The sequence below is a fragment of the Shewanella sp. SW1 genome (assembly GCF_025653545.1).
In the GTDB taxonomy this organism is placed as follows: domain Bacteria; phylum Pseudomonadota; class Gammaproteobacteria; order Enterobacterales; family Shewanellaceae; genus Shewanella; species Shewanella oncorhynchi.
Genome location: NZ_JAKKSG010000025.1, coordinates 40,256 through 64,876, shown reverse-complemented (window position 1 = coordinate 64,876; position 24,621 = coordinate 40,256). Strand labels below are relative to the sequence as shown.

The window sequence follows — 24,621 nt, the reverse complement described above, 5'->3', positions numbered from 1 at the left end:
GCCGGATAGTGCGTTGGTGTTAACCTTAAACAAACTTCAACATTAACGAGAGGGTAAAGTACCCTCGAATACGCGCACTTTGATATTCTTTTTCAGATTATCTTGGTCTTGTTGCCATTCTTGCCACTGGGTGAGACTGATACTGAGCTGCAACGAAAAATCAGTAGAAATCCACTGTTTTTGCCCTTGAGTATATTTAGGTGCAGGGACTATGTTACTGGGTCCAACGAAGGACGCAGAACACATAAAGGTTTTGAAGTACACTTGGTCAATCGATAAATCGAGGGCGCTGGGCGATGTTAAACATTGACCACTGCCCGGCTCTTGATACGAAGCAAATTGGTACATGATTGCCGGAGTATTATTAGTGCTATCAGGAACGGATGCGGTTTGATGGCAAGATAAACAGCTACTTAATGCATTATCCGCAGGGCCATTTAAACGCCCATTACACCCTAAGTGTCCCGCATTGGTGTGCTCATTCAAACGGCCAACGACCTCTTGAAATACGGCGCTATCCTTAAGCCCTGTGATTGGGTTTTGAGGGAATGCTGCCGCTCCCACTGTTGCTGGCGGCGTGTCATTCCCCCACATTAATCCCAGAGGTGAGATACGATCCCAAGGATTTTTCTCTTTCGCTTTAAACTGACCATCGGCGACAAAAGTGCCATAGGCCCAGCCCACGGGTGAACGGCTGTCGCGCACTGCAATATCAAACTGCAATAAGTACACATCGGCGACAGAGCGCGGGCATTGCTCTGTTTCCTGTTGGAAACTACAGGCACTGCCATCGGCGTTTTTACATACACAGAAATCACTGGCACTGATATTGGCTTGCCAAACAGGTACATTTTCAAGGAAAGGATAGTTATTAGGCGTTGCAGTAGTGAACAGTAACTTGCCAATCACACTGCCTTCATTAAATGCAAAGTTTTGCTGGGGCATCACAGGTGATGGCGCCCCCGTCCATACCTTGCCAATGCTGTTTGCCGCCTGAGGATTATAAAAACCCACCGCCCACATAGTGGTTTTAAGGGAGCCTTGGCCTTTTATCTCCATAGTAACGGGGGCTTCTCGGGTCAAGCCATGGATAAATTCCCGCCCACTCATGGGATCATAGGTCTGATAGGGAATATGGTACCAAGAGCGCACCTTGTTGTTACACAGATCCCAGTCTTTACTGACATCACCTTTGTCGATGTTTCCCTCTTGGATGTACTTCATCACAGCCCAGAGGTATTGCTCAGCTTGGGTATTTTTATCACTTTCACTCAGATTTTTATCGAAGGGATTGAATTTAAGCCAAGGTGCAGCGCTATCTGGTTTAGCACTCGAATAAGCATCACTGAGGCTAAAAATAGGCCCCTTCCAGCCCGGATAGGCTTGATTGATGGTGACCTGATTATCCCACATACCTGTTTTTGTAAAAGCAGGATCTTGGAAGTAACTTGGATAGGCTCCAGTACAGGTTGAATTTGCATTAGATGTAATGTTCGTCGATTGTTTATCTGCAGCTTTTACGTTGACTGCTGTCAATGAACAAACGGTGAGCAGAAGTATGGCGGTAATGTTGAGTTTCATAATATCGTCCTTGAAGAGTATTAGTCCTAAAAACTCCCTTTGTGAGCCTAAAACTAACAACGGCTCGAATTAAGCATAGACTAATTTTTAATATCCTCATTTTTTAACATCCTCTGTAAAGCTTAACGATTCACATATTAAGGATATAAAAAAGGCCGTTTAGCATGACTAAACGGCCGAAACATATTGCTTATTGGACTAGCCGTCCAAGCTATTTCTCAACTTCTTGCCCGCGCGTCTTCCACAGCGAATACAAGACACCTAAGACTAACAGACCAAAAGTCACACCAAGGGACACTGCTGTTGGGATAGTAAAATCCACTAACCCTTCATGGTTAAAATACACTAAACCCACTTTCACCCCAATAAATACTAATACCACTGACAGCGCATATTTAAGGTATTCGAAACGGTGCACCATAGCAGCCAACGCAAAATACAAAGCACGTAGCCCCAGAATCGCGAAGATATTCGAGGTATAGACGATGAAAGGATCTTGGGTAATCGCAAAAATAGCTGGAATACTGTCGACTGCAAACACTAAATCCGCGGTTTCCACTAAGATCAAGGCTAAAAATAACGGCGTCGCCCACCATCCTTTTATTAACTGATGATCTTCGCCACGAACCCAGAATTTTTCTTTATGCAGCGTTGGCGTAAAACGCATCTTAGTGCGTAACCATTTATAAAACTTATTGTCTTGGATATCACCGTGCTCATCGTTTGAGAAGAGCATTTTCACGCCAGTGAAAATCAAGAAGAGTCCAAATAACACAAGTACACCTTGATACTGGGCAACAAGCACAGCCCCAAGACCGATCATAATGGCGCGCAACACTATTACGCCCATAATGCCCCAGAAGAGCACTCTATGTTGGTATAAACGTGGGATACCTAAGCTACTGAAGATTAACGCGATAACAAATACGTTATCCATAGACAGTGATTTTTCAATCAGATAGCCCGTTAGGTATTCCATACCTGCGGTTGACCCCTTGTACCACCAGAGCCAAGCCCCAAACAATAAGCCCATACAGATATAAAAGGCTGAAAGTTTTAAACTTTCAGCCACGGTAATTTCATGCTGCTCCTTGTGCAATACACCAAGGTCAAAGGCTAATAACGCCAGCACAAAACCGAAAAACATTAACCAAACCCAAAGCGGGTAACCCACAAATAGGGTGGTAAAAAACTCCATAAGTCTCCTTAGTAACACATAACGACTGATCTAAATCAGTAAAGTTGAGCAGATAAACATTAACTCATTATAGAAATATAAACTGTGAAATCTTATATGAAAAATGCAACTATCAAGATTAAAATTCTTTTACAATCAATATGATTATGGTGCTTATTTATACTTATACTTCGAATAAGTTCACTTCCCAATCACAGCGCTTCCCTGAGAAAATCATCTAACCCACCCATTCGTGACATTCCTTTAGATAGCAGCCTCGAACAAGTGCGTAGATACCCTACCAATAATACAAAATCGTTATCAAACATAAAACTTACACTATCCATTAAACGACGAACTACAGCTAAATCAAGGCTAAAGCCGCTAGGATAAAACTGCCACAGTTGAATTATGGCCACTATTTAGCACTCATTTCTTAACTGAAAATGAATTAATTTAACCGCTTAGTATTGCTATAGCGAGCCTTAAAGAACGGCTAAAAATGTTAGTTATACAAAATATTCATCACTTTCAAGACCCTTGGCTGTTCCATATCATCCGAGTGTGATTAACTGCTGCAACAGCGCCGTCTTTTAGCGATCAAAAGCGCCGCGATAATCACAAATAATGAAAAATAATTAATAAAATTCATTACGATAAAATGAATCATTAGCTGCTCGGCGCATAAAGTGCCAGCATTGGGAGTCTTAAGTGTCAATAGAACAAAACCCGCCGCACGCAATGCAGGGCCCACAAGGCTCGCCCCCAGCTGAAATGCTATTTGGGCATCCTAAAGGCTTATTTGTCTGCTTTTTTACCGAAATGTGGGAACGCTTCTCTTTCTACGGTATGAAAGCATTACTGTTTCTTTACCTGATTAAATATCATCTGTTTACCGACGAATTTGGTTACAACGTGATTGGTGCTTACGGTGCCTTAGTGTATGCCATGCCCGTAGTGGGTGGCTTATTGGCCGACCGCTATATCGGCATGCGCAAAGCGGTGATCTTTGGCGGTGTTTTATTGGTGCTCGGCCACTTAGGTATGGCCTTTGAAGGCCATCAAGCGGTTATCGTTGCAGGTGAAATTCAACGGGATGAACAAGCGCTGCAAGTATTCTATTTATCCCTCGCCTTAATCATTGTCGGTGTGGGCTTTTTAAAACCCAATATTTCCACCATAGTCGGTCAGCTTTATCCTAAATCATCCGCTAAGCGAGATTCTGGTTTTACCATTTTCTACGCGGGCATCAACTTAGGCGCCACCTTAGCCCCGCTAATTTGCGCTTATTTAGGTGAAACCTATGGCTGGAAGTACGGTTTTGGTTTGGCAGGTTTGGGGATGTTAGCGGGTTTATTGGTGTTTATTCGTGGCAAGAAACATCTGCAAGGCTTCGCCGAACCCAGAGATCCTGCGCGGATTTTAAAGAAAACCGCCGGCATAACGACAGAACAATGGATTTACTTAAGCGCAATTGGCAGCGTAATCATAGTCTGGGGGTTGATTCAAACCCACTCCCTAGTACTTTCGATTAGCAGTTTATTACCCGCAGTGAGCCCAGTGATTTGGTTCTTGCACTCAGTATCACTAGTGCTTGCCCTTGGTATTGGCTGGTTCATGGTGAAACATTGTAATCCGATTGAACGTCAACAAATGTCGGCTTTGCTGCTTTTCATCGTTGCGGGTTTGGTCTTCTTTGGCTTATATGAGCAGACCTATGGCTCTTGGGTAGCATTTTCGGACCGTGTGATGGACCGTAACATGTTCGGCCTCGAATGGAGTGCCGGACAATTGACCTTCCTCGGCGCCTTCTTTGTGATCAGTTTGTCGCCTATCTTCGCTTGGCTGTGGCCTGCCCTCGCCCGTAAAAATTGTGACCCGAGTAAACCGGTTAAAACTGCACTCGGTATTTTGTTCGCGGGTTTATCCTTTATGGTGCTTGTGCTCGGGATCCAGATGCCGCTAAGCAGTGGCTTAGTGAGTATTTGGTTCTTAGTCGCGGCTTATTTTGTATTAGAAATCGGGGAATTATTGTTGTCGCCCATAGGCTTATCTGCCGTGACTCAGCTTTCGGTAAAACGCGTAGTCAGCCTGATGATGGGTGCTTGGTTCCTTGGCACTTCATACTCTGAAATCTTAGCCGCCGAATTAAACAAACTCGCCGCGATTGATACCCAAGGCGGCGTGATAAGTGACGTACCGAGTGCGATGGCGCTATACGAGCAACTGTTTATCTTCTCGGCGCAAATTGGCGTGGTGATGGCATTAGTCTTCTTTGCCCTTGCGCCATTAATGAAAAAAATGATGCACGAGAAAATGGCGACTAACTCAGTTTAAGCACACAAACAGAAAGTCGGTTGGCTTACTTTCGCCCTCTGAGGCGACGGTAAGCCAAGACGATAAGGTGCAAAGTAAGTAACCCCGTAAAAGCCGCGCAGAAAAACAGTAATGCAATCGAGTTTACATCCCTAGGCGCATCACGATAAAGCCACCACCACAGCGGCCAGCCGATGGCCGATAAAGCCGTAAGCTGCCACATACAGCGTTTGCAGCGACCAATCTTTTGTCTGAAAATTGACGTTTTACAATCACCGCAACTCATAAATCCCCAATAACATGATGGCAGTATATCTAAAACTAAAGCGACACTTTAAGCCTTGCCATCCCTTGATTAATAGAGACGAGCGCACGATAACCTAAATCTCGTTTAGCTGCGCTGATATCAAAATAATGGCTGCAGGATAACTGCCGTGCGACAAAACGCGTCATCATGGGCTCTTCTTGCTTCTTTAGGAGGTAATGTACACTTTCTAATACTGCGCCTGCTACATAGGCAACAGATTGAGGCACACGCTTAGTCACTGGTGGTAAAGCATCGCAGGCCAAAATCAAATTGATCATCTCGGCCATAGTGATGGGTTCATCATTACTCAGAAAATAAGCTTTCCCTTGACACTTAGGCTTTGCTTGGCAAAGTTCCAGCGCCGCCAGCACATGGGCATAGGCAGCGTTATCTATGTAGATGGTATCGACTAGCTTATCTTCGCGGCCAACCAGTTTAAGCTTACCTAAACGCCCGCGCGACAATACCCGAGGCACTAGATGGGGATCGCCAGGACCCCATATCAGATGCGGCCTGAGTGCGACGGTTTTTAACGCATAGGGTGCAGTGGCTTGAGTCGTCACTTGGCTAGATACTTGGGTCACATCAGGATTTTCAAGTGGCATGTCACCCACTTGATTGGCATCGAGCATCATCTTTTCAGCGATGGCTTTAGAGTGGGCATAATGATTCAGGAATCTTGTAGCATAGGGAGTAGACTCATCAATACCCGATTCATCCTGCCCTGCAAAGGTCACACTCGGGGTACTGGTGTAGACTAACTTATCTATTTTTAATGCCTTACAAGCGGCAATCACATTGGCAGCGCCTTTCACATTCGGACAAAAATAGCTGTCTCTGTCCCCCCAAACACCCGCTTTAGACGCCACATGAAATACAATATCGCAGCCTTGCATCGCCTGTTGCAGCAGATCTTTATTGACTAAATCCCCTTGCAGCATGACTACGCCCAGTGCTTCAAGTTCGGGATAATGCCCACGCGCAAAACCTGTGACTTTAATGCCCGCGGCTAACAATCTCAGGCAAATCGCTTTACCTAAAAATCCCCCCGCCCCCGTGACAAAGGCGTGTCGCACCTTAAGCGCGAGCTGCGCGAGTGCCATTTGTTCAGCCGCATCAAATTGGGCAAGCGTCGTGCTCTTGATTGGGTCTTTCGTCATTAAGGGTATCCATTTCAGCACATTTACATGAACTTAAAGTCGGTGTAATAAGTTTAAAATAAGCACAAGGGCTTAAAAATAAGCGAGTTTGTTCAAATGAACACAGAATATAACGTAAAAAATGCAGGAAAAAGCCGTGGAGTTTTAAATCAACCTTTCGTTTGTGATTGTGCCCAAACGGCTAATTTTTCTCTAAAAATCTTGGCATTATGCCGCACATCCACAGGGAAATCTGGATGAATAAGAAACCGCCTTATGCCCTGAGTCTGCGTAAATTGCTCGGCAATGGCGATCAAATCTTGGTACAACTGCTGACTCTTATTGCACACCAATGACTGGTCGAGTTCGATACAAATTAACGGCTCTATCTCGTTCGCCACTTTCACTCCCACTAAAGCGGAGCGCTTCACATTGGGATGCGTATTAAAAATGCGCTCGCAGGGAATGGAATAATAACGTTTAGCAAACAATCCGTTAAGAGTGGTGTCGACTCTGTGGGCCTTACGACCACACATCCACAGAAGACCTTGATCATCAAGATACCCCAAATCGCCCATGCGGTGTCTAACGGTATTGGTTGCCGAATCCCAAATCTTGGCCGCCGCAGTCGCGCGTTTGCCTTGGCTTTCGTTTTGGCTAGCGTGCTGACTATTGTTTAGATAATAGGACTGACTCACCATAGGCCCCTGCACGACTATCTCGCCGATTTCACCGTTATTCAGCTGTAAGGCATCATCCCACTCGGGAATAACCTCTTCGCTGATAGCAATAATGCGAATCGTCACGCCATCGATAGCGCGACCGACACAGATACCACCGCCGTTATCTGTGATGTTAGTCGTGGCAAATAACGCATCGCTGGCAATCATACTAATAGGTAAAGATTCGGTCGCACCGTAGGAATTTAAAATCGGCACGCCTTGGCTCAGCATCTTGCTAAATCGGGCGATGGAAGCAATGGTGGCTGGCGCACCCGCAGAAATGACCCGCTGCACGCTAGGCAATTTATGCTGTTTTTGTTCACCTGCGCGGCCTAAACGTTCAAGCAAGGCGGGATTAACAAAGATGTTGCTGCATTGATATTTCTCAATCGCGGCAAATAGAAATTCAGGATTAGCAGTAATCGGTTTGCTGGCATCCATTTCTGGAACGATAGACGCCATGCCAAGTGCGGGGCCAAAGAGTGAAAACAGCGGAAAAGTGGCTAAATCGCGCTCGCCATGGCAAATGCCATAATCGTTTTTTAGCGCTTGAATTTGTGCCTCAAACATACCATGGCTATACACCACCCCCTTAGGCGTGCCAGTGCTGCCACTGGTAAATAAAATCGCCGCTATCTCATCAGATTTAAGCATCACCATGGGATATTCAGACTTTGGAGCAGAAGATTGCACTGAGGTGCTTTGCAGCAGAGTCGATAAACTTATCGCACCAGTACCGATACGGATTAACTTTGCCGCTAAGCCTGTTTTGCCGTCATCAACATTGAGTAATGACTTAATACTGCCCTTTCCCCAACCAAATAGACGTCTAGCAATATGAGCCTTGGGAATACCGATAAAGGCATCGGGTGCGGCTTCAGCAAAACACTGTTTAAGATTGCGGATCCCCATGCCGGGATCAACTAAGATAGGAATAATCCCCGCTTTAAACAGCGCAAAAGTAAGTGCAAAAAAATCCAAACTCGGCGTGACCATAAGCACAGCCTTCATGCCGCGCTCAATGCCATGGGCGTTAAGCGCAAAAGCTATCGCATCGCTTTGTCTATCCAGATTAAGGAAGTCCAACTCGCTGTAACGCAAATTCGCCACAGAAGCGCCCTGAGCGCTTTGTACTGCTACAGCAAGATGATGGGGAATGGCATGGGCGGCTTGCTTGAGATGACGACAAATATTGGCATCATTGATTGTTGCTGACGCAGAAGTGCCACTTAAAAGTGACTTTTCCAACTGCGTCACTAAAGGAGCAACTTCAGTCTCAAGCAAGGTCGACATTAACCTGCGGCCTGTTCGGACTGCGCCGCTTCTACGTGGTCGTCAGCCATAAAATCTTTGATATGGGCAATCACTTCATCGCTGGCATCTTCCAAAATGTAGTGACCACAATCGGCAAATTCGTGCACTGTCGCATGGGGCATGTGCTGACGCCATTTTGCTAAAAAGTGCTTATCGAATACAAAGTCCTTGAGGCCCCAGCAAATCAGGGTCGGCACTTTAGCAAATTTAGGTAAACTCGCAGCAATATCAGAGACTAATTGATAATTTCTATCGCCTTCACGCAGTGGAATATCCTGCACAAAACGCAGCGTCGAAATGCGATTGGCCCAAGAGTTAAACGGCGCGACATACGCCTCACGAATGTATTTCGACATCGGCTGACGCTTAACTCCCACATAGGAAGCAATAGACGAAAAGGCATTGAAACCGCGTACCAACACTGTGCCTAGCAGGGTATTACGACAGATCCACAGCGGCCAAGGAAACGGTTTAGTCTCGGGCAAATGGAAAGCGCCCGTGTTCAATATCACTAGGCGTTTAATGCGCTCAGGATAACGCGCCGCATAACCCATACCTATCATGCCACCCCAATCGTGTACGACTAAGGTAATGTTTTCTTTCACATTCAGGCTATCGAGCAGGGCTTCGAGATCGTCGATACGGTTCTTAAGGGTATAGTCATAACCACTGTCGTCTGGCTTATCCGACAGGCCACAGCCGATATGATCCGGCACTATGCATTGGTGAGTGTCTTTTAAGGCGCTAACAAGATTGCGGTAGTAAAACGACCAGCTAGGATTACCGTGAACCATCACCACAGGCTCGCCTTGACCCTCGTTGATATAATGTAGCTTGTTGCCATTACGGCTAAGAAAATGACGTTTAAAAGGCAACAGAGTGTCTAACATGACGCTTCCTATCTTGATTCTTTATGAGAGCGAATAACGGGTTATGTACAGCTGGCTTAGCTTATCGACTGAACTAAAGACTGAGCTATCAACTGAATCATGGACTTACTGGGTTGACTCGAATGTATTCCAGCCATCAAGCAAAGGCGTGAAAAGGTGCAATGCACCCTACCACTTAATACCTAACATCATGCAATTCAATCCACTGCCTATGCCTAAAAAGCTCACTTGATCGCCCGCTTGTAAAAAGCCTTGATCGTGCGCCATCGCAGCGGTCACAGGTAACGACACTGTGCCCATATTGCCCAGTAGCTGATACGTTGGAAATTCTTTTTCGGGGGGAATATTGAGCGCACTCAGTACTTGCTTACGATTTGAAGCGCCTACTTGATGGCAAATCACTTTGTCCACTTGCTCAACCAGCCAATTACGCTGCTCAAGGAAATGCTCCCAAGTGTGCTTCGCCAATTCAACGCCTTCTTTAAGCAAGGTAACGGCATCGGTACGCATAAACTCGCGGTACAGATTGTGCCCCACTTCCTGCAGACCCCATTGACACAACTGGTGATGCTCAGGCGCCGATAAGTGCGATGCACCCAGCAATTGATGCTGACGCACATTTGTCAGCGGCAAGCTGCCGTCGGTAAGGATCACCGCCACGGCACCAGAACCACCGGTTAAGGTCGCCAGTGACTGGGCAAAATTCTGCATGGTCGGATCGGCCAGCATGTTATCGATAGTGACATCGACAATATCCCGCGCCGACTCACAGGACACCACCATACCCGCCTTGATTTGACCCAACTCAATACGGTTTGCGATATCTAAAATGCCCGATAACACCCCAAGGCAAGCATTGCTGATATCGTAAATCGCAGTGTCTTTTGACACCCCCAATTCGGCAGCAATACGACACGCGGTCGCGGGCTCATGTTGGTCTCGGCACACGCCGGTATAGACAACAGCACCTAAATCGGCGACATCAATCCCAGTTTCAACCATGGCTTTACGGGCAGCTTTAATCGCACCGTCGGACAATTGATGTCCTTTTGGCCACCAGCGGCGTTCGGTAATCCCAGTCAATGCGGCAAGCTGTCCCATAGGAATACGGAACTTTTGATACAAAGGAGCAAGACGAGACTCTAGCTCACTACTGGAAACCACAACAGGCGCCAGTTCATAGGCCAGGCTATTAATAAATACGCGGGAATATTTCATGAAACTGTTTTATTCGCTCACTAGAATGACTGACCAGCAGGTCAGCTTTCAGTTGTTATTCGTCATTAATGCGACATTTGAACAAGAAAAGCCCGATGATTCAATAAAAAACCATCTTGAGTGTAAGACTTGTCTCACAGCGCAGGTTCCAAACACGACGGCCCTGAATTCACTATCACTAAACTTAAATGCGCTAATATAGAAATAATTCATAAAAAACATCACAGTACAGCATATTTTTAGACGCGCAAAATTATACCGCCATTTTTTGCGCTAAAATCAGCGTATTTCTTGGTGTGACGCTGTTTGGACAAAATTCACCCACGCAAACACCATATCCTTGTTCCTGCAAAAAACAAGCGCGATCTAAGATCAGCCACTGCTCCAGTGCGCTGCGGAATAAATGCGCGACTAAATCAATACGGCGAGTTAATTGTTGTCTTTGTCGCCCAACGTCAAGCCAAGCTTCAAAATCCCTGTTTTTTGCAAGATTAACGGCCTTAGTCTCGGCCGCCCACAGGCAAAAATCCGTAAAACTGCCGCTCAACTGGCTCTGTTTTAACGAGGGTAAAGGCAAATATTCGTCGATTTGTCGACATTCACGTTGCAGTGCATCAAAGCCTAAGCGCCACGCGATTTCTTGATGGCGTAGCGCCTGCTGTTTGGGATTAGCTATCACACTCTGCTGCAGCGGTAACTGTAAATCATGGCGACTGAGCTTTAGGCTGCTCTGCTGAGCAAGAGCCGATAACGGCTGATAATGGCTCGCTTGAATTAAATGATAGCAACAAGGAGAAATCGCCAATGCCTGCGTGCCCGCCTCGGCCGCCAATGTTAACAGCCGAACATGCAAATCTCCGCAGGCATGCAAAGCAACCGCTTGCTGCCGTGCAGTTAACGGATTGGCATTTGAGGCATGTTCAGCTTGTGCTTCAACTGTAGTTGTAGATGTGTTTGTCACAGCATGTTCTGCACCAATAGCAAAGGCATCGGCGCAAATAAAGGTCTGCGATAACTGCCACTTATCAGCAAAGGCCTGTCCTGCTTCACACAGCGGCGCCTGCCACTCTAAACTCAGCACATCGGCGCCGCGGGCTTTAGCAATCAAGCGGCCCAAATGCCCTTTACCCGCACACCATTCCAGCACAGGTAAATTAAGCTGGGGTAAATGCTGCACAAAGGCGGTAATTTGCTGCCATTTTCGGCCTTTAATGTGAGCACTAAAGTGCGCTTCATCATCAAAGGACAAACCGCGGTCCTGCGCTGTATCTACCTTTGTGGTATCGGTAATCGCAATATCAGCAATGGCTGCGGTAAGTAATGACAAGTCCCAATCTTGGCCTAATGCCCTAAGATCTTGGCTTAATGCCGGTGACAGTGCCTTGACCAGCAAAGATTGTTCGGCATCGAGTCCATCAAGCTCATCGTCAGCCAGCGCCCACACAGCTTCGGCCAACTGCGGAAAATCCTGTGCCCAAGGCAAAGCGTTCACTTCAAATGCACGCACTAGCCACAGGGCAGCACTCTTTTCAAGCAACTGATTAAGCTTGCTAAATTGCTGTGAGTAAGTGAATTGTTGCTGCAGATTATCTTGGTTCACGTCATGCCCAGTGTAAAAAATACTTGTCTCGTATTAGGCTGAGCAAATCTGCCCTACGGATGACTTTATGCGAAAAAATGTTAGTATCGCGGCCTTTAAACACTCAATCATATCGGCAACTGAGAAGACTCGGTTAACTAGCCATAAGGCTCCAGAGGACACCTATGCTTTCACCTTGCGTCGCACGCTGCGGTTTAAATAACGAAGACTACTGCATGGGCTGCTTTCGACATATCGATGAAATCGTCAGTTGGCGTACGAGCAGCGAAGCACAACAAGCAGCCATTTGTCAGCAACTTCCCGCCCGTAAAACGTTATTTGAAGGCAGTGAAAACCAGCATATTTTAAGTCGTGATAAATGGTTAGCTGCCGAAGCGCGTTTAACCGACAAAGACTAAACCCCATCCGCTAACGCCACCCTCTGCGCAAGCTCATCCTGCTAACAGCCTACAAGACTATTTTTTCAGCATTGATTTCAAGTCAGCAAAGGGATTGTAGGTCGCCGCCGCTTGCTTGGTTTCTGTGGTGCTACCGTAACGGATCAATTCTTCAAAGCGAGAATGTTCGTTGTCATGGCAATAAAGACATAATAATTCCCAGTTTGAACCGTCTGACGGGTTGTTATCGTGGTTATGATCCCTATGATGCACAGTCAGTTCACTTAAGTTTTTTGGGGTAAATTCGCGTGTACAGCGGCCACACACCCAAGGATAGAGTTTTAACGCTTGTTCACGGTAACCGCTCTCACGCTTAGCTTTGTACTCCCGCGCATCGGCTAATACTTTATCTAACTTACTCTGGCCTGGCACTGATGACATAGTGTAATCCCTAAAACAAACCCTAAAAAAATTGCCCCAAGGATAATCCGAGTTATCACTTGGGGCAATATCTCCCGCACTTTGCGGGTTAATGGTGCGCGATTTGTAGACGTAAATGGTTAAGCCGACCTAGGTTACTGGCTTAGTTTACTTAACTTACGTTACTTAGCTTACGTGGGCATGATCGGCATTCGACAGATGCAAATAATGTAAGTATTTTTCATACTGAGTCACCACATCCGCGAGGATTTGCTCTTCGGTATAACCCATCACATCGTAATGCTGACCACCTTGTTCAAGGTACACTTCGGCGCGGTAATACAAGGTATTGCCCTGCTCGATTTCAGTCCCTATTGGGTTAGTGATGTCAAAACAACGCGTTCGTACACCGTAAACAAAGGGCAAATTCACCTCATTGCTGATCACTAATCGCACGCGGCCATCTAAGTATTCAAGATCGGCCACTATGCCTTTAGCCATAAAGTGTTGACACACCTTAGATAAAGCTGGCGTAGCCACATTATTCAAGAACACTTGCGCTTCTTCATGGGTAGGATGCGAGACTAAAACCCCAATACGCTCTTCCCAGCTCATATTAGTTTTGGCGTATTGCACACTGGTATTGTGTAACTGCACGCTATTAATCTTAAGCCAATCATTTTTCAGGGCTTTAAATAGGCCCAGACACATGAATAGCATCACCACTAAGAACGGCATGGCACTGGCGATTGCCGCCGTTTGCAGCGCCTGTAACCCACCCGCTAACAACAATACCGAAGCCACAACCCCTTGCAACAGTGCCCAAAAGATCCTCTGCCATACGGGGGCATTGTTATCACCACCCGAGGTTAGATTATCAATCACTAAGGATCCCGAATCAGACGAGGTCACAAAGAAAGTGACGACTAAACAAATCGCAATCCCGGAAAGTAACGTAGGAAACGGCATGTGCTCGAAAAACACAAACAAGGCCACTGACACATCGGTATTCACCGCCTCGGCAAGATAGGTCGCGCCGTGATTCATAATCGAATCAATCGCCGAATTACCAAATACCGTCATCCACAGAAAGGTCAGCGCCGATGGCACAAATAACACACCAATCAAAAACTCACGGATGGTACGACCGCGACTCACACGTGCAATAAAGGTACCGACAAAAGGAGACCAGGAAATCCACCAGCCCCAATAGAGCAAGGTCCAGCCTCCGAGCCAATCTTCCTTATGTTCATAAGCGTACAAGTTAAAGGTTTTGCCCACTAAATCACTTAAGTAACTACCGGTATTCTGCACAAAAGCCTGCAACAGCATAACCGTAGGGCCAAGGATCAAGACGATAAGCAATAAAATAATCGCGAGACCCAGATTGAGTTCGCTTAAGCGCTTCACGCCTTTATCGAGACCAGAAAATACCGACAGGGTCGCGAGCAAGGTAATGCCAATAATCAAACACACCTGCACTACAGCATTATTGGGTAAGCCTTCGAATAAATAACTCAACCCAGAATTGACCTGCAACACCCCAAAGCCCAGTGAGGTCGCCACCCCAAACATAGTGCCAAGCACAGCAAAGGTATCCACTGTATGGCCAATAGGACCATAAATGCGTTCACCAATTAAGGGATAAAGCGCACTTCGCGGCAATAACGGTAACTTATGTCGATAAGAGAAATAGGCCAGACTCAATGCCACCACAGCGTAAATCGCCCAAGCATGCAGTCCCCAATGGAAGAAAGTGATCTTCATTGCCTCTTTTGCGGCAATAAGACTCTCTGGAGTTGCATCCGGCGGCGCCAGATAGTGCATCACAGGTTCGGCTACCCCAAAAAACATCAAACCTATGCCCATACCCGCCGAAAACAACATGGCGATCCAGCTTTTATAGCTGTAGTCAGGCACTGAATGATCTGGTCCTAGTTTGATATCGCCGAAGCGACTGACCATGACAAATATGATAAAAATCAGGAAAAACGCCACACTTAGAATGTAAAGCCAACCGGCTTTCATTTCTATCCATGACTGCATTGATCTAAAAAAGGTGTTTGCCTCTGTGGGCCATACTGCGCAAATCATCACCATCAAGATGATGAAAAAGACCGACGAATAAAATACCGGCGGATTAATACTAGACTTGATTGACATTGACTCTCCCTATTTCTAGCGGGTTCACACTCCAAATATCTCAACATACCAACGGCGAGATAGGACAAAACTTATACTTAAAATTTGGTTAATACTGCGTGGCTCATCTATGACCAGTATGGGGGAAATCCCAAAGATCATGGCAACGACTCGCTATGGCTAAACGCGACAGGATCTGAACAACGGGATTAACAACACTCGACTTTTTTAAGCCAATGATTGATGGATAAACAGAATTAACACCACTAAGGCAGCTAACGTCCACCTTTAGCATAAAACAAATATATTACTAGAATATTCAGCATAAAAAATGGCGACCATATTGGTCGCCAAAAAATTATACCACAAAAATCATCAAATTTAATTTTAAACGCTAAAACGCACAAACCTTCATCAGATTACTTAGTCGGTGACTGCGAGATACCAGCAGTTAAATTGAAGCGCATCGCCTCCTCAAACGACCAATCAACCATAATTAAATCATCCCGCTTAACTAAGCTCGTCACGCCCGCCATTTGATAGCTCAATTGGAACAACACAGGCACCCAATCGCCCTCAGGCAACGCATCTAACAAGGGCTGCGGCGGCGTATCTGTCATGATAAATCCCACCACAAAACTGCCATTCGCCTGTTTCACTAACACTGTCTTTTGGCTTGTTGGCTTACCGTCACGATTCATCAAAGAGGCGATATCACGGATACTGCCATAAACTGATTTAAACAATGGGAAACGCATCAACTGGCGCTCAAGCCAACCATAAAGCCACACAATCGGGCTGACCGAAAACAGCAGGCCCACGGCAAAAACTAATGCCACCACCAGCATAAATCCCGCGCCGACAAAGTGTTGGTTAATCCCTACCAACTCTAAAATTACAATTCCCAAACCATCTAACGATACAAACAACGACCAAAACAGCCACAAACTCAAGGCCATAGGTAATAGATTCATTAAGCCGCGGGCTAAGGTTTTTTTCATCACACTCTCATTAAGTCATAGGGATACAGAAGGCACAAAATATTTACGTAAAAAAACGCCACAAATGCTACCACAGAGTCACTTTTGCACCAGCACATGATGTAAGGTATCTGGCAGTAATAGTCTCAAGCATAGAGACAGCGTTCAAATTCAGGGCCCACTCTGAGCCATTCTAAGGAAAGTAAAATGCGCGTAACCCGCTTAGATCATTTGGTCTTAACCGTAAAAGACATCGCTATCAGCGTCGAATTTTATCAAACCGTGCTCGGGATGAAGAAAGTGGTATTTGGCAATCAGCGTATTGCGTTAAGTTTTGGCGACCAAAAGATTAACTTGCACCAAGCGGGCGCAGAATTTGAACCTAAAGCCGCAGCAGCCACACCCGGCAGTGCCGATCTGTGTTTTGTGGTCAGCCACAACATAGAAGAAGTGATCGCCCATTTAAACGCACTTCAGATTGAAATCATTGAAGGCCCAGTGCTACGAACCGGCGCCACAGGCCGGATAAACTCTGTCTATATCCGCGACCCAGATTATAACCTGCTTGAGTTATCAGAATATCTGCCCGCCTGCACGGGATAAGCGAAGTTAAAAACTTCATTTGAATTTTTTAATCAAAGTCAAAGTCGTGGGGCTTCACCCCACACCCGACCAAGGAGGACTGCTCGTCATATCCTCCTTGGATGCTCCAAGACGCCCCTAACGGAGTTGAAAGCCCCTTGTGCTCATAGCCCAAATTGCTATCGCTTCCGAAGGATGCGTCCCTGCACCAGCTAAAGCTAGTCGGTCATCCATGACCGAACTCACGCACTCTTTATTAAATCAAGAGCTCTATTCGCCCTGCGGCAACTCCGAGGGGATGGCGTATTCCTTAGAATTTTGAGTCATTAGATCACAATTCATCAGCAAAAAATAAGCGAGAGAAATAATAAAGCTAAAACGATATCAAGTGATTACCCATCAAACTGTATAAAAAACTGCTACCGCAAAAAAGCAAATTCCTATAGCATCATTTTACCAATTGACTCGGATGTGGCAGCGGCCAAGTCCAACAAGCGATTTATGCCCTGCAAACAGCACAGCGCATAAATACTAAGACGTTATGAGCCATCAGTAAGCATGATTGAGCAAACTATTAGACATATCTACTCACTTCTATTAAGTGAAAATTATGATGAATTAGAGCGGTTTACCAACGGATCTCGTATGTCTTCAAATGAAATTTGTGAGGCGATTTTAGAATACGGTTATCAGCTGGTTTCGTATCCAGACAACCTGAAACTAGACATCGTAGAAGTAAAAAATAGTAGCCCAAGAGAATGGAGTGTAGTTGCACCAATCTACACCTCTGAGGAGGGTTTATCCGATTTGAGTATTGAGCTGTCACTAATAGAAAATGGCAAAGAACTTTATAAATCAGAGCTAGACAATATTCGTGTGCGTTAGTCAAGCTCATAACAAGTCAAAGCACTCGGACTTGGTAAAGCAGTCACCTTTTTTGTTCCCAAAAAGCCGCCAACTTCACCAAGCTAGTGTTTTAGGCGTTATAAGCCATAGGAAGGTATGGAGTTTTTAATTAAGCCTCATGATGGAATTGGGCCCATCAAACTTGGAATGTCTAGAAAACAAGTCAAAGTGCTATTCGCTGCTTTTTTTACTTTGTCCGATGGGGCTAGCGATTTCTATTTTGATAGTTGCCTTCAAATTGAATTTGAAAACGATTTAGTAGACTTTATCGGTGTATCTCAAAACGATAATTACCAACTTATGTTTGGTGGTATCGACGCATTTGATGTTGAAGGTATAACTTTGTTTAATGCAATTTCCGCTAATGAATCGGAGAGTCACTCGTTTAATGAGTCGGAGTATATTTTCCCTGAACAAATAGTTACTCTCTGGGACATGGACGAACAATACGATAACCTTGGCGATCACAAACGTAAAGTTTGGGCACAGGTTGGTATTGGTACTAAGTCCTACCTTAAAGTGGCAAATGGCTTATAACAAGTCGCTTAAAATGGACGCAAAACAGTTGGCTTGCGCTAATTTTAGCAAACAATTTAGCACCCGTTAGCGAGGCGTTATCCATAGAAATTTTAATCCGGAACTGACGAGTTCGAGTTAAGGCTTTAACTCAAAAATGTCCAAAAGTGTGTTGCGTATGTCTTTTAAATCTACAGATTACACGAATGCACAAAAGGTGAGCCATGGTGATTAGCGAGACGACCGTCCGCCCCATGGACGGGGCGGTCGAGCATCCAAGGACGGACTTGAACAACATCCCTATTTAACAGCCAGTTCGCCGTCCATGGCTCTCGTTCATAAACTCAGAAACCCTAGGTTTCTATTCACCGTGTCGGTGAGTAAGTACCATGGCAAGCCTATATGTGTGGATACCAGCCAACGCCTAGCAACTAAAATTACAGCTCACTCAGCTATACTAGCCTGCAGAATTTTCCAATGCGTTTTTACCAAATTGAATTGACTCATCATTGCTATTAGTCCTGTCAAATCAGTCTATAAAAGTAGTCGGCATTTATTAAACCGCATTTAAAAGCCCTAAAAGCAAAACGCTCCACAGAGACTGCGGAGCGTTTTATTCAGGCATTAAAACTGCAGATTAATGCGTGTGTTAGCCTTTCATGTCCTTTTCCATATCTTCGTAGGAAGTATGGCGAACGTCTTTGCCTTTCACGTAGTAGATGATGTATTCACAAATATTTTTGCAGCGGTCGCCGACACGCTCAACTGCGCGTGCTGCCCATAATACGTCGAGTATGTCTGGGATTGAACGCGGATCTTCCATCATATAGGTCATTAACTGGCGAATGATGCCTTCATATTCACGGTCAAGCTTAGCATCTTCTTTATGCAGCTCTAACGCGGTATCGGCATCCATACGGGCCAAGGCATCTAAAGTCGCATGTAACATCCGAGTCGCATGACGCCCCATATTTTCAATGCTAACTAACAAAGGCTGCTGATTATTCAAACGTTTATCTAATGCCGCTTTTGCAATCCGCACACAGGCATCACCAATACGCTCAAGATCTGCGATGGTTTTTGAAATAGCGATAATCAAGCGTAAATCGCTGGCCGCAGGTTGACGCTTAGCAATAATACGTGTGCATTCTTCGTCAATGGAAACTTCCATCGCATTGACCTTATGATCGCCTGCAATCACCCGCTGGGCTAACTCGGCATCGAGGGCACTTAAGGCATCAATCGCTTGCTCTAGCTGACGTTCAACCAAGCCACCCATGGCGAGCACTCGATTACGGATATCATCCAGCTCAGCGGTGAACTGACCCGAAATGTGCTTACTTAAATTCATGTTTTCCATTGCGTTCCAACCTGTTACTTAACTGTTGACCCATACCAAGCCGTGGTGGCCTTATCCGATACTCAAGCGATTAACCGTAACGTCCTGTGATGTAATCTTCAGTCTTACGTTTTTTCGGCGTGGTGAAAATCGTATTAGTATCAGCATATTCAACTAATTCACCCATATACATAAAGGCCGTTTGATCCGATACTCGCGCCGCCTGTTGCATGTTGTGAGTCACGATAACCACAGTGTATTTCGTCTTAAGCTCAGTGATTAACTCTTCAATCGTCAGCGTCGAAATCGGATCGAGTGCCGATGTTGGTTCGTCGAGTAATAACACTTCTGGCTCAATGGCTATCGCACGGGCAATCACCAGTCGTTGCTGTTGACCGCCAGATAAACCAAAGGCGTTATCGTGCAATCTGTCTTTAACTTCGTCCCAAATCGCCGCGCCGCGCAATGAACGCTCAGCCGCTTCGTCGAGTTCACGACGGTTATTCAGCCCTTGCAATCTCAAGCCATAAACAACGTTTTCGTAAATCGACTTAGGGAAAGGATTTGGGCGTTGGAACACCATACCGACATTACGGCGCAGAGCCGCGACGTCGATTTTCTTGTCGTAAATATTCTGGCCGTGCAGCAAGATCTCGCCGCCAATATGACAATTATCAACTAAGTCATTCATGCGGTTAATACAGCGCAATAGTGTCGATTTACCACAACCACTGGGGCCGATAAAGGCAGTGACTTGCTTCTTGGGGATCTTCATCGATACATTAAACAGCGCTTGCTTATCGCCATAGCGCAAATCTAAGTTACGGATCTCCAGCGCGGTGTCGTTCTGGCTTAAGTTAGCTAAATCAAAGTTATTGGTTTTCATTGCTGTCGAATCTATAGAAATCATATTTAGTCCTAATACTTTCAGGATAATCGCTGATTAGTGCTCAAGCGAACGATATTTTTCACGTAAGTGGTTACGCACGCTAATGGCCGTCAAGTTGAGTGCCACAATCACAGACACCAGCAAGAAAGAGGTCGCATACACCAGAGGACGTGCCGCTTCAACGTTAGGACTCTGGAAGCCCACATCATATATATGGAACCCTAAGTGCATAAACTTACGTTCTAAATGCACAAACGGGAAGTTAAAGTCCAGTGGTAATGTTGGCGCTAATTTAACGACACCCACCAACATCAGCGGTGCCACTTCACCAGCAGCACGAGCGACCGCTAAAATCAAACCCGTCATGATCGCTGGACTCGCCATCGGGATCACAATCCGCCACAGGGTTTCAGCCTTAGTTGCGCCCAATGCCAAACTACCTTGACGCACCGCGCTTGGAATACGACTTAACCCTTCTTCAGTCGACACAATAACCACTGGCAGCGTCAAAATCGCGAGGGTTAATGCCGACCAAATCACCCCTGGTGAACCAAAGGTAGGAGCAGGCAAAGCTTCAGCGTAAAACAATTGGTCGATGGAACCGCCCATCATGTACACGAAGAAACCTAAACCGAATACACCATACACAATCGAGGGCACACCCGCTAAATTGATTACCGCAATGCGGATCATCTTAGTAATAGGGCCTTTCTTAGCATATTCATGTAGATAAACCGCCGCGACCACGCCAAATGGCGTCACGATAACCGCCATCAACATCACCATAAATACAGTGCCGAAAATCGCGGGGAACACGCCGCCCTCAGTGTTGGCTTCACGCGGATCGTCACTCATAAAGCGTCCAATACCGACAAACCACTTACCAATTTTGCCTATGAGTCCTAAGTGATTCACATAGGTCACATCGAGAACGGTATCAAGCTTCAGTTCAACTTCTTCGCCGCGCATATCTCGGACGATAACCGAGTCACGCGCCGCATCATCACGCAGGGCAAATAACGCTTTTTCAAGCACTAAGTAATCTTCTTGCAGTTGAGCTCTCTTGGCGACCAACTCAGCTTTAATACTGTCGGTCAGTTCCCCATCCAGCTCGAAACGACGCTCCTGCAAACGCAATTTTTCAATGGCGTAGTTAATCAAGCCAATATCTTGCTTCTGCAAATCAACTGCTTTGTCCGATAAGGCCACAGCGCGTTCGATGTGCTCCATTAAGGAGGATTCAATCGCATCATTCACTAAATCGAGACGCTTGCCATTTTCAATCACGGCTATCGGATAACCGTAGAAGTTACCGTTTTTAGCCCGCTCAATCAGTGCAACCTCGCTTGGCACAGAACGACTAACAATGTCCGTACCTAATATCCAGCGGAAATCCAAACCCACAAATTCACGGTTACCGGTTTTCACTAAGTAACGGGTCACAAACTCGCCCGGATGTTGCTTAAACACATGGCCAGCAGCAATCAAACGCTCAGTCGGTACTTCTTCCCTATCGTAAACCTCACCAATTAAGGTCGAACGTACGCCCGTGTTATCTTCAAGCTCCCACTGGTAAACGGTTGCAGGCCAAAAGTAACTTAAGCCGCGCCATGCGATTAACAATAATAAGCCTAAGACGGCAATCAAACTGATGCTCACAGCACCGCCCGTCATCCATATCCATGGCGAGCCTGATTTTACCCACTTACCCATTGCACAAACCTCTCAAGGTCACTGGCGAAATAGTATTTAATGTCATTGTCTTATCCCCGTTACAGCGAGCTATAGCGTTCACGTAGACGCTGTCTCACCACTTCTGCAATGGTGTTAAAGAAGAATGTAAAGATGAATAGTACGAACGCAGCAAGGAAGAGCACACGGTAATGCGAACTACCGATAGCCGATTCAGGCATTTCAACCGCAATGTTTGCCGCCAAGGTTCGCATCCCTTCGAACACACTCCATTCCATGATGGCAGTGTTACCTGTGGCCATCAGTACGATCATGGTCTCGCCAACGGCACGGCCAAGGCCCATCATAATGGCCGAGAAAATACCCGGACTGGCGGTTAACAACACCACGCGTGTCAATGTCTGCCAAGGCGTCGCACCTAAGGCTAAGCTGCCGTTAGATAAATGACGCGGTACAGAGAAAATGGCATCTTCAGCGATGGAGAAAATCGTTGGGATCACCGCAAAGCCCATGGCAATACCGACCACCAGCGCGTTACGTTGGTCGAAGGTGATCCCCAGTTCGTTAGTGATGAATTGACGGGTATTACCATCAAACAGCGCCACTTCGATGATAGGGCTAACCGCAAAAGAGAACCACCCCACGAAACAGACCACAGGGATTAACATCAGCTCTTGGTACACTTCGGGTAAACGTTGTTTCCACTTACCCGGCAACCTACTCCAGCCATAGGCAGATGTGAGTATCGAGGTCGGCAATAAGATCAGTAGAATTAAAATGCCGGGGAGATGTTCTTCAATCAGTGGCGCTAACCACAGACCCGCCAAGAAGCCTAAAATCACCGTTGGTAATGCTTCCATGATTTCAATGGTCGGTTTCACGAAACCGCGCACCTTAGGCGACATAAAGTAAGCAGTGTAAATCGCACCAGCAACGGATAAAGGCACGGCAAATAACATGGCATAAAATGCCGCTTTCATTGTGCCGTAGGCCAATGGCATTAAGCTCAACTTAGCTTCGAAATCGTCAGAACCTGAGGTCGATTGCCATACATATTTAGGCTCTGGATAACCTTCATACCACACCTTGTCCCACATAGCGCTCCATGACACTTCTGGGTGGGAGTTTTCCACACTGAAGATATGCAGCTTTTTGTCCGCCTCAACGACTATGCCATTTGAGCGTGGGGTAAAGCCCATTTTACCGGGGTTTTTAAGGTCAAACTTTGCATCAAACAGTTCACGATGACTCGTGGTATAGAGTAGTGTTAGCTCACCCTCAGGGCTCACAGTCGCGAAACTCTTACGATAGAATTCAGAGGTAATCGAGCTGATGGGCGGTAAGTCATCAAACTGACGAATCTCTTGATATAAACGCCCTTTTTCACCATTAACTTGGAAGTACTGCGCCACAATACCTGTGTCATAACTGACCAGTAATGAACTCGCTCCCGCCAGCAAAGCCACGTTATTGACTTGTGCCTTAGCCCGTTCAACATCAATCACCTGCAGCAGATCTAAGCTGTCAGTATCACGGATGTCGTACACGAAAATTTTATTGCCAGTTTGCAACATCAATTGACGTTGATCGGGCGTCATCAGCTCGTGGGAGACTTTCTTCGGCGCATCTTGAATTTGTGACGTCGTAGAAACCCACTCCACTTCTTCAGTCATCATGTTCTCTTGCCCTTCGAGACGAGTGAGGCGCCAAACACCACTTTCATCTTGATAAGCAAAACTCATTTTGTCTGAGCTATAAGTGAAGGTCAGCTTATGAATCGCGCTGCCCGTCTCATCGACGGTAATGGGGGTTTCACCTGCGGGATAACGCAGTTTAGGTGTGATTAAACGTTTGTTATTGGGGTACGTTAAACCAAACTCTAGGCCCGCCACTATGACCTGACCATTACTTAATCCCAGCGCAAAACGTTGTTCGCTCGGTACAGCAACGGCGGCGCTGGTGACGGTAACACCCGCAGGTAACGTCGGGGTAAAGCTAGAAAGTAAGCTACCGTCGGCAACAGTATAGAAGTCCACTTGACCATGAACGCTCACACGGTACATCACCTCATTTTGCTCTTCAGCACCCACCATTAAGGTCGGCACATCCGCGTGTTGATAGCTCACACTCTTAACGGGTGTGACATCAGCACTGTCGAAAATGGGTTTAATCACATACAACAGATAAAAGAAGATCAACAATAAGGCGACAAATACCATAGTGCCGCCGATAGTGACGCTGATTTGCGCCGCTTTATCCTTAAATGCCCTGCGATTCGAGCGTCCGCCTTTAAGCATACTGTGCGATGCAGAACCAGGTTGAGTGACCTGACTTTCCATTAAGAACCTCTATTATTAATAGCTAGCGAGTTTTTTCGCTAGGATTTGCCGAGTGCTATGCTTACACTGTTTGAACGTAAACTGAGCAATAACAACATCCTTTATTCTAAGTGCGTTGGATTATATGACGCAAAGATGACAGTTGTGTTACACCCCGTTTTAAAACAGGTGCCTT

Annotated in this window: 20 protein-coding genes; 5 read left to right on the top strand and 15 right to left on the bottom strand. The window is 46.0% G+C overall.

Annotated features, from left to right (window positions below):
- Nucleotides 1-42 precede the first annotated feature (42 nt).
- Both L5M71_RS19615 and L5M71_RS19610 read right to left on the bottom strand, forming a co-directional pair.
- Nucleotides 43-1,581, bottom strand: coding sequence for a hypothetical protein (locus L5M71_RS19615; RefSeq protein ID WP_263209287.1), 1,539 nt, complete (start codon nt 1,579-1,581; stop codon nt 43-45).
- 211 nt (nt 1,582-1,792) lie between these two features.
- On the bottom strand, nt 1,793-2,779 hold the full coding sequence (locus L5M71_RS19610; RefSeq protein WP_263209285.1) for a TerC family protein: 987 nt from the start codon (nt 2,777-2,779) through the stop codon (nt 1,793-1,795).
- A 690-nt stretch (nt 2,780-3,469) separates the two neighbouring features.
- Between L5M71_RS19610 and L5M71_RS19605 the strand changes: the two genes are divergently transcribed.
- Nucleotides 3,470-5,095 (top strand): peptide MFS transporter, encoded by a 1,626-nt coding sequence (locus tag L5M71_RS19605; RefSeq protein ID WP_263209283.1) that lies wholly within the window; start codon nt 3,470-3,472, stop codon nt 5,093-5,095.
- A gap of 25 nt (nt 5,096-5,120) precedes the next feature.
- Here L5M71_RS19605 and L5M71_RS19600 read toward each other — a convergent pair whose 3' ends face one another.
- The 6 genes from L5M71_RS19600 to L5M71_RS19575 all read right to left on the bottom strand — a co-directional run bounded on the left by L5M71_RS19600 (nt 5,121) and on the right by L5M71_RS19575 (nt 12,264).
- Nucleotides 5,121-5,360, bottom strand: a complete 240-nt coding sequence (locus tag L5M71_RS19600) for a DUF3624 domain-containing protein (RefSeq protein WP_263179721.1) — start codon at nt 5,358-5,360, stop codon at nt 5,121-5,123.
- Between the two features lie 35 nt (nt 5,361-5,395).
- Complete coding sequence (gene oleD, locus L5M71_RS19595) at nt 5,396-6,541, bottom strand: 2-alkyl-3-oxoalkanoate reductase (protein ID WP_263209281.1); 1,146 nt, start codon at nt 6,539-6,541, stop codon at nt 5,396-5,398.
- A 149-nt stretch (nt 6,542-6,690) separates the two neighbouring features.
- Complete coding sequence (oleC, locus tag L5M71_RS19590; RefSeq protein ID WP_263209278.1) at nt 6,691-8,535, bottom strand: olefin beta-lactone synthetase; 1,845 nt, start codon at nt 8,533-8,535, stop codon at nt 6,691-6,693.
- Nucleotides 8,535-9,446 carry an alpha/beta fold hydrolase gene (locus L5M71_RS19585; RefSeq protein ID WP_263209276.1) on the bottom strand — a complete coding sequence of 304 codons (912 nt, stop codon included), beginning with the start codon at nt 9,444-9,446 and terminating at the stop codon, nt 8,535-8,537. Before L5M71_RS19585 ends, oleC begins: the two co-directional genes overlap by 1 nt.
- 168 nt (nt 9,447-9,614) lie before the next feature.
- Complete coding sequence (locus tag L5M71_RS19580) at nt 9,615-10,664, bottom strand: 3-oxoacyl-ACP synthase III (protein ID WP_028760522.1); 1,050 nt, start codon at nt 10,662-10,664, stop codon at nt 9,615-9,617.
- A 253-nt stretch (nt 10,665-10,917) separates the two neighbouring features.
- The gene (locus L5M71_RS19575; protein WP_263209274.1) at nt 10,918-12,264 is read right to left on the bottom strand and encodes an SAM-dependent methyltransferase; all 1,347 of its coding nucleotides are present in this window, start codon (nt 12,262-12,264) and stop codon (nt 10,918-10,920) included.
- Nucleotides 12,265-12,428: 164 nt separating this feature from the next.
- Here L5M71_RS19575 and L5M71_RS19570 point away from each other — a divergent pair, with 164 nt between their 5' ends.
- Nucleotides 12,429-12,662, top strand: a complete 234-nt coding sequence (locus L5M71_RS19570; RefSeq protein ID WP_263209272.1) for a DUF1289 domain-containing protein — start codon at nt 12,429-12,431, stop codon at nt 12,660-12,662.
- Nucleotides 12,663-12,719: 57 nt separating this feature from the next.
- Here the strand turns inward: L5M71_RS19570 and L5M71_RS19565 are convergent, their stop codons facing one another.
- The 3 genes from L5M71_RS19565 to L5M71_RS19555 all read right to left on the bottom strand — a co-directional run bounded on the left by L5M71_RS19565 (nt 12,720) and on the right by L5M71_RS19555 (nt 16,204).
- Nucleotides 12,720-13,082 (bottom strand): YajD family HNH nuclease, encoded by a 363-nt coding sequence (locus L5M71_RS19565; RefSeq protein WP_028760525.1) that lies wholly within the window; start codon nt 13,080-13,082, stop codon nt 12,720-12,722.
- 165 nt (nt 13,083-13,247) lie between these two features.
- Nucleotides 13,248-15,224, bottom strand: coding sequence for a BCCT family transporter (locus L5M71_RS19560; RefSeq protein WP_263209270.1), 1,977 nt, complete (start codon nt 15,222-15,224; stop codon nt 13,248-13,250).
- Between the two features lie 398 nt (nt 15,225-15,622).
- Entirely contained in the window at nt 15,623-16,204 is a 582-nt protein-coding gene (locus L5M71_RS19555) for a DUF502 domain-containing protein (protein WP_028760527.1), read from the bottom strand.
- A 186-nt stretch (nt 16,205-16,390) separates the two neighbouring features.
- Between L5M71_RS19555 and L5M71_RS19550 the strand changes: the two genes are divergently transcribed.
- The 3 genes from L5M71_RS19550 to L5M71_RS19540 all read left to right on the top strand — a co-directional run bounded on the left by L5M71_RS19550 (nt 16,391) and on the right by L5M71_RS19540 (nt 18,208).
- Nucleotides 16,391-16,786, top strand: a complete 396-nt coding sequence (locus L5M71_RS19550; protein WP_263209268.1) for a VOC family protein — start codon at nt 16,391-16,393, stop codon at nt 16,784-16,786.
- 537 nt (nt 16,787-17,323) lie between these two features.
- Complete coding sequence (locus L5M71_RS19545; RefSeq protein WP_263209266.1) at nt 17,324-17,650, top strand: hypothetical protein; 327 nt, start codon at nt 17,324-17,326, stop codon at nt 17,648-17,650.
- A gap of 117 nt (nt 17,651-17,767) precedes the next feature.
- Complete coding sequence (locus L5M71_RS19540; RefSeq protein WP_263163301.1) at nt 17,768-18,208, top strand: hypothetical protein; 441 nt, start codon at nt 17,768-17,770, stop codon at nt 18,206-18,208.
- A gap of 628 nt (nt 18,209-18,836) precedes the next feature.
- Here the strand turns inward: L5M71_RS19540 and phoU are convergent.
- From phoU to L5M71_RS19520, 4 genes are all read right to left on the bottom strand, one after another.
- Nucleotides 18,837-19,547 carry a phosphate signaling complex protein PhoU gene (gene phoU, locus L5M71_RS19535; protein WP_028760530.1) on the bottom strand — a complete coding sequence of 237 codons (711 nt, stop codon included), beginning with the start codon at nt 19,545-19,547 and terminating at the stop codon, nt 18,837-18,839.
- Nucleotides 19,548-19,617: 70 nt separating this feature from the next.
- The gene (gene pstB / locus L5M71_RS19530) at nt 19,618-20,436 is read right to left on the bottom strand and encodes a phosphate ABC transporter ATP-binding protein PstB (RefSeq protein ID WP_028760531.1); all 819 of its coding nucleotides are present in this window, start codon (nt 20,434-20,436) and stop codon (nt 19,618-19,620) included.
- Between the two features lie 33 nt (nt 20,437-20,469).
- Nucleotides 20,470-22,128, bottom strand: a complete 1,659-nt coding sequence (pstA, locus tag L5M71_RS19525) for a phosphate ABC transporter permease PstA (protein WP_263209264.1) — start codon at nt 22,126-22,128, stop codon at nt 20,470-20,472.
- A 59-nt stretch (nt 22,129-22,187) separates the two neighbouring features.
- Nucleotides 22,188-24,446: an ABC transporter permease subunit gene (locus L5M71_RS19520; protein WP_105249675.1), complete on the bottom strand. Its 2,259-nt coding sequence runs from the start codon at nt 24,444-24,446 to the stop codon at nt 22,188-22,190.
- Between the last annotated feature and the right edge of the window lie 175 nt (nt 24,447-24,621).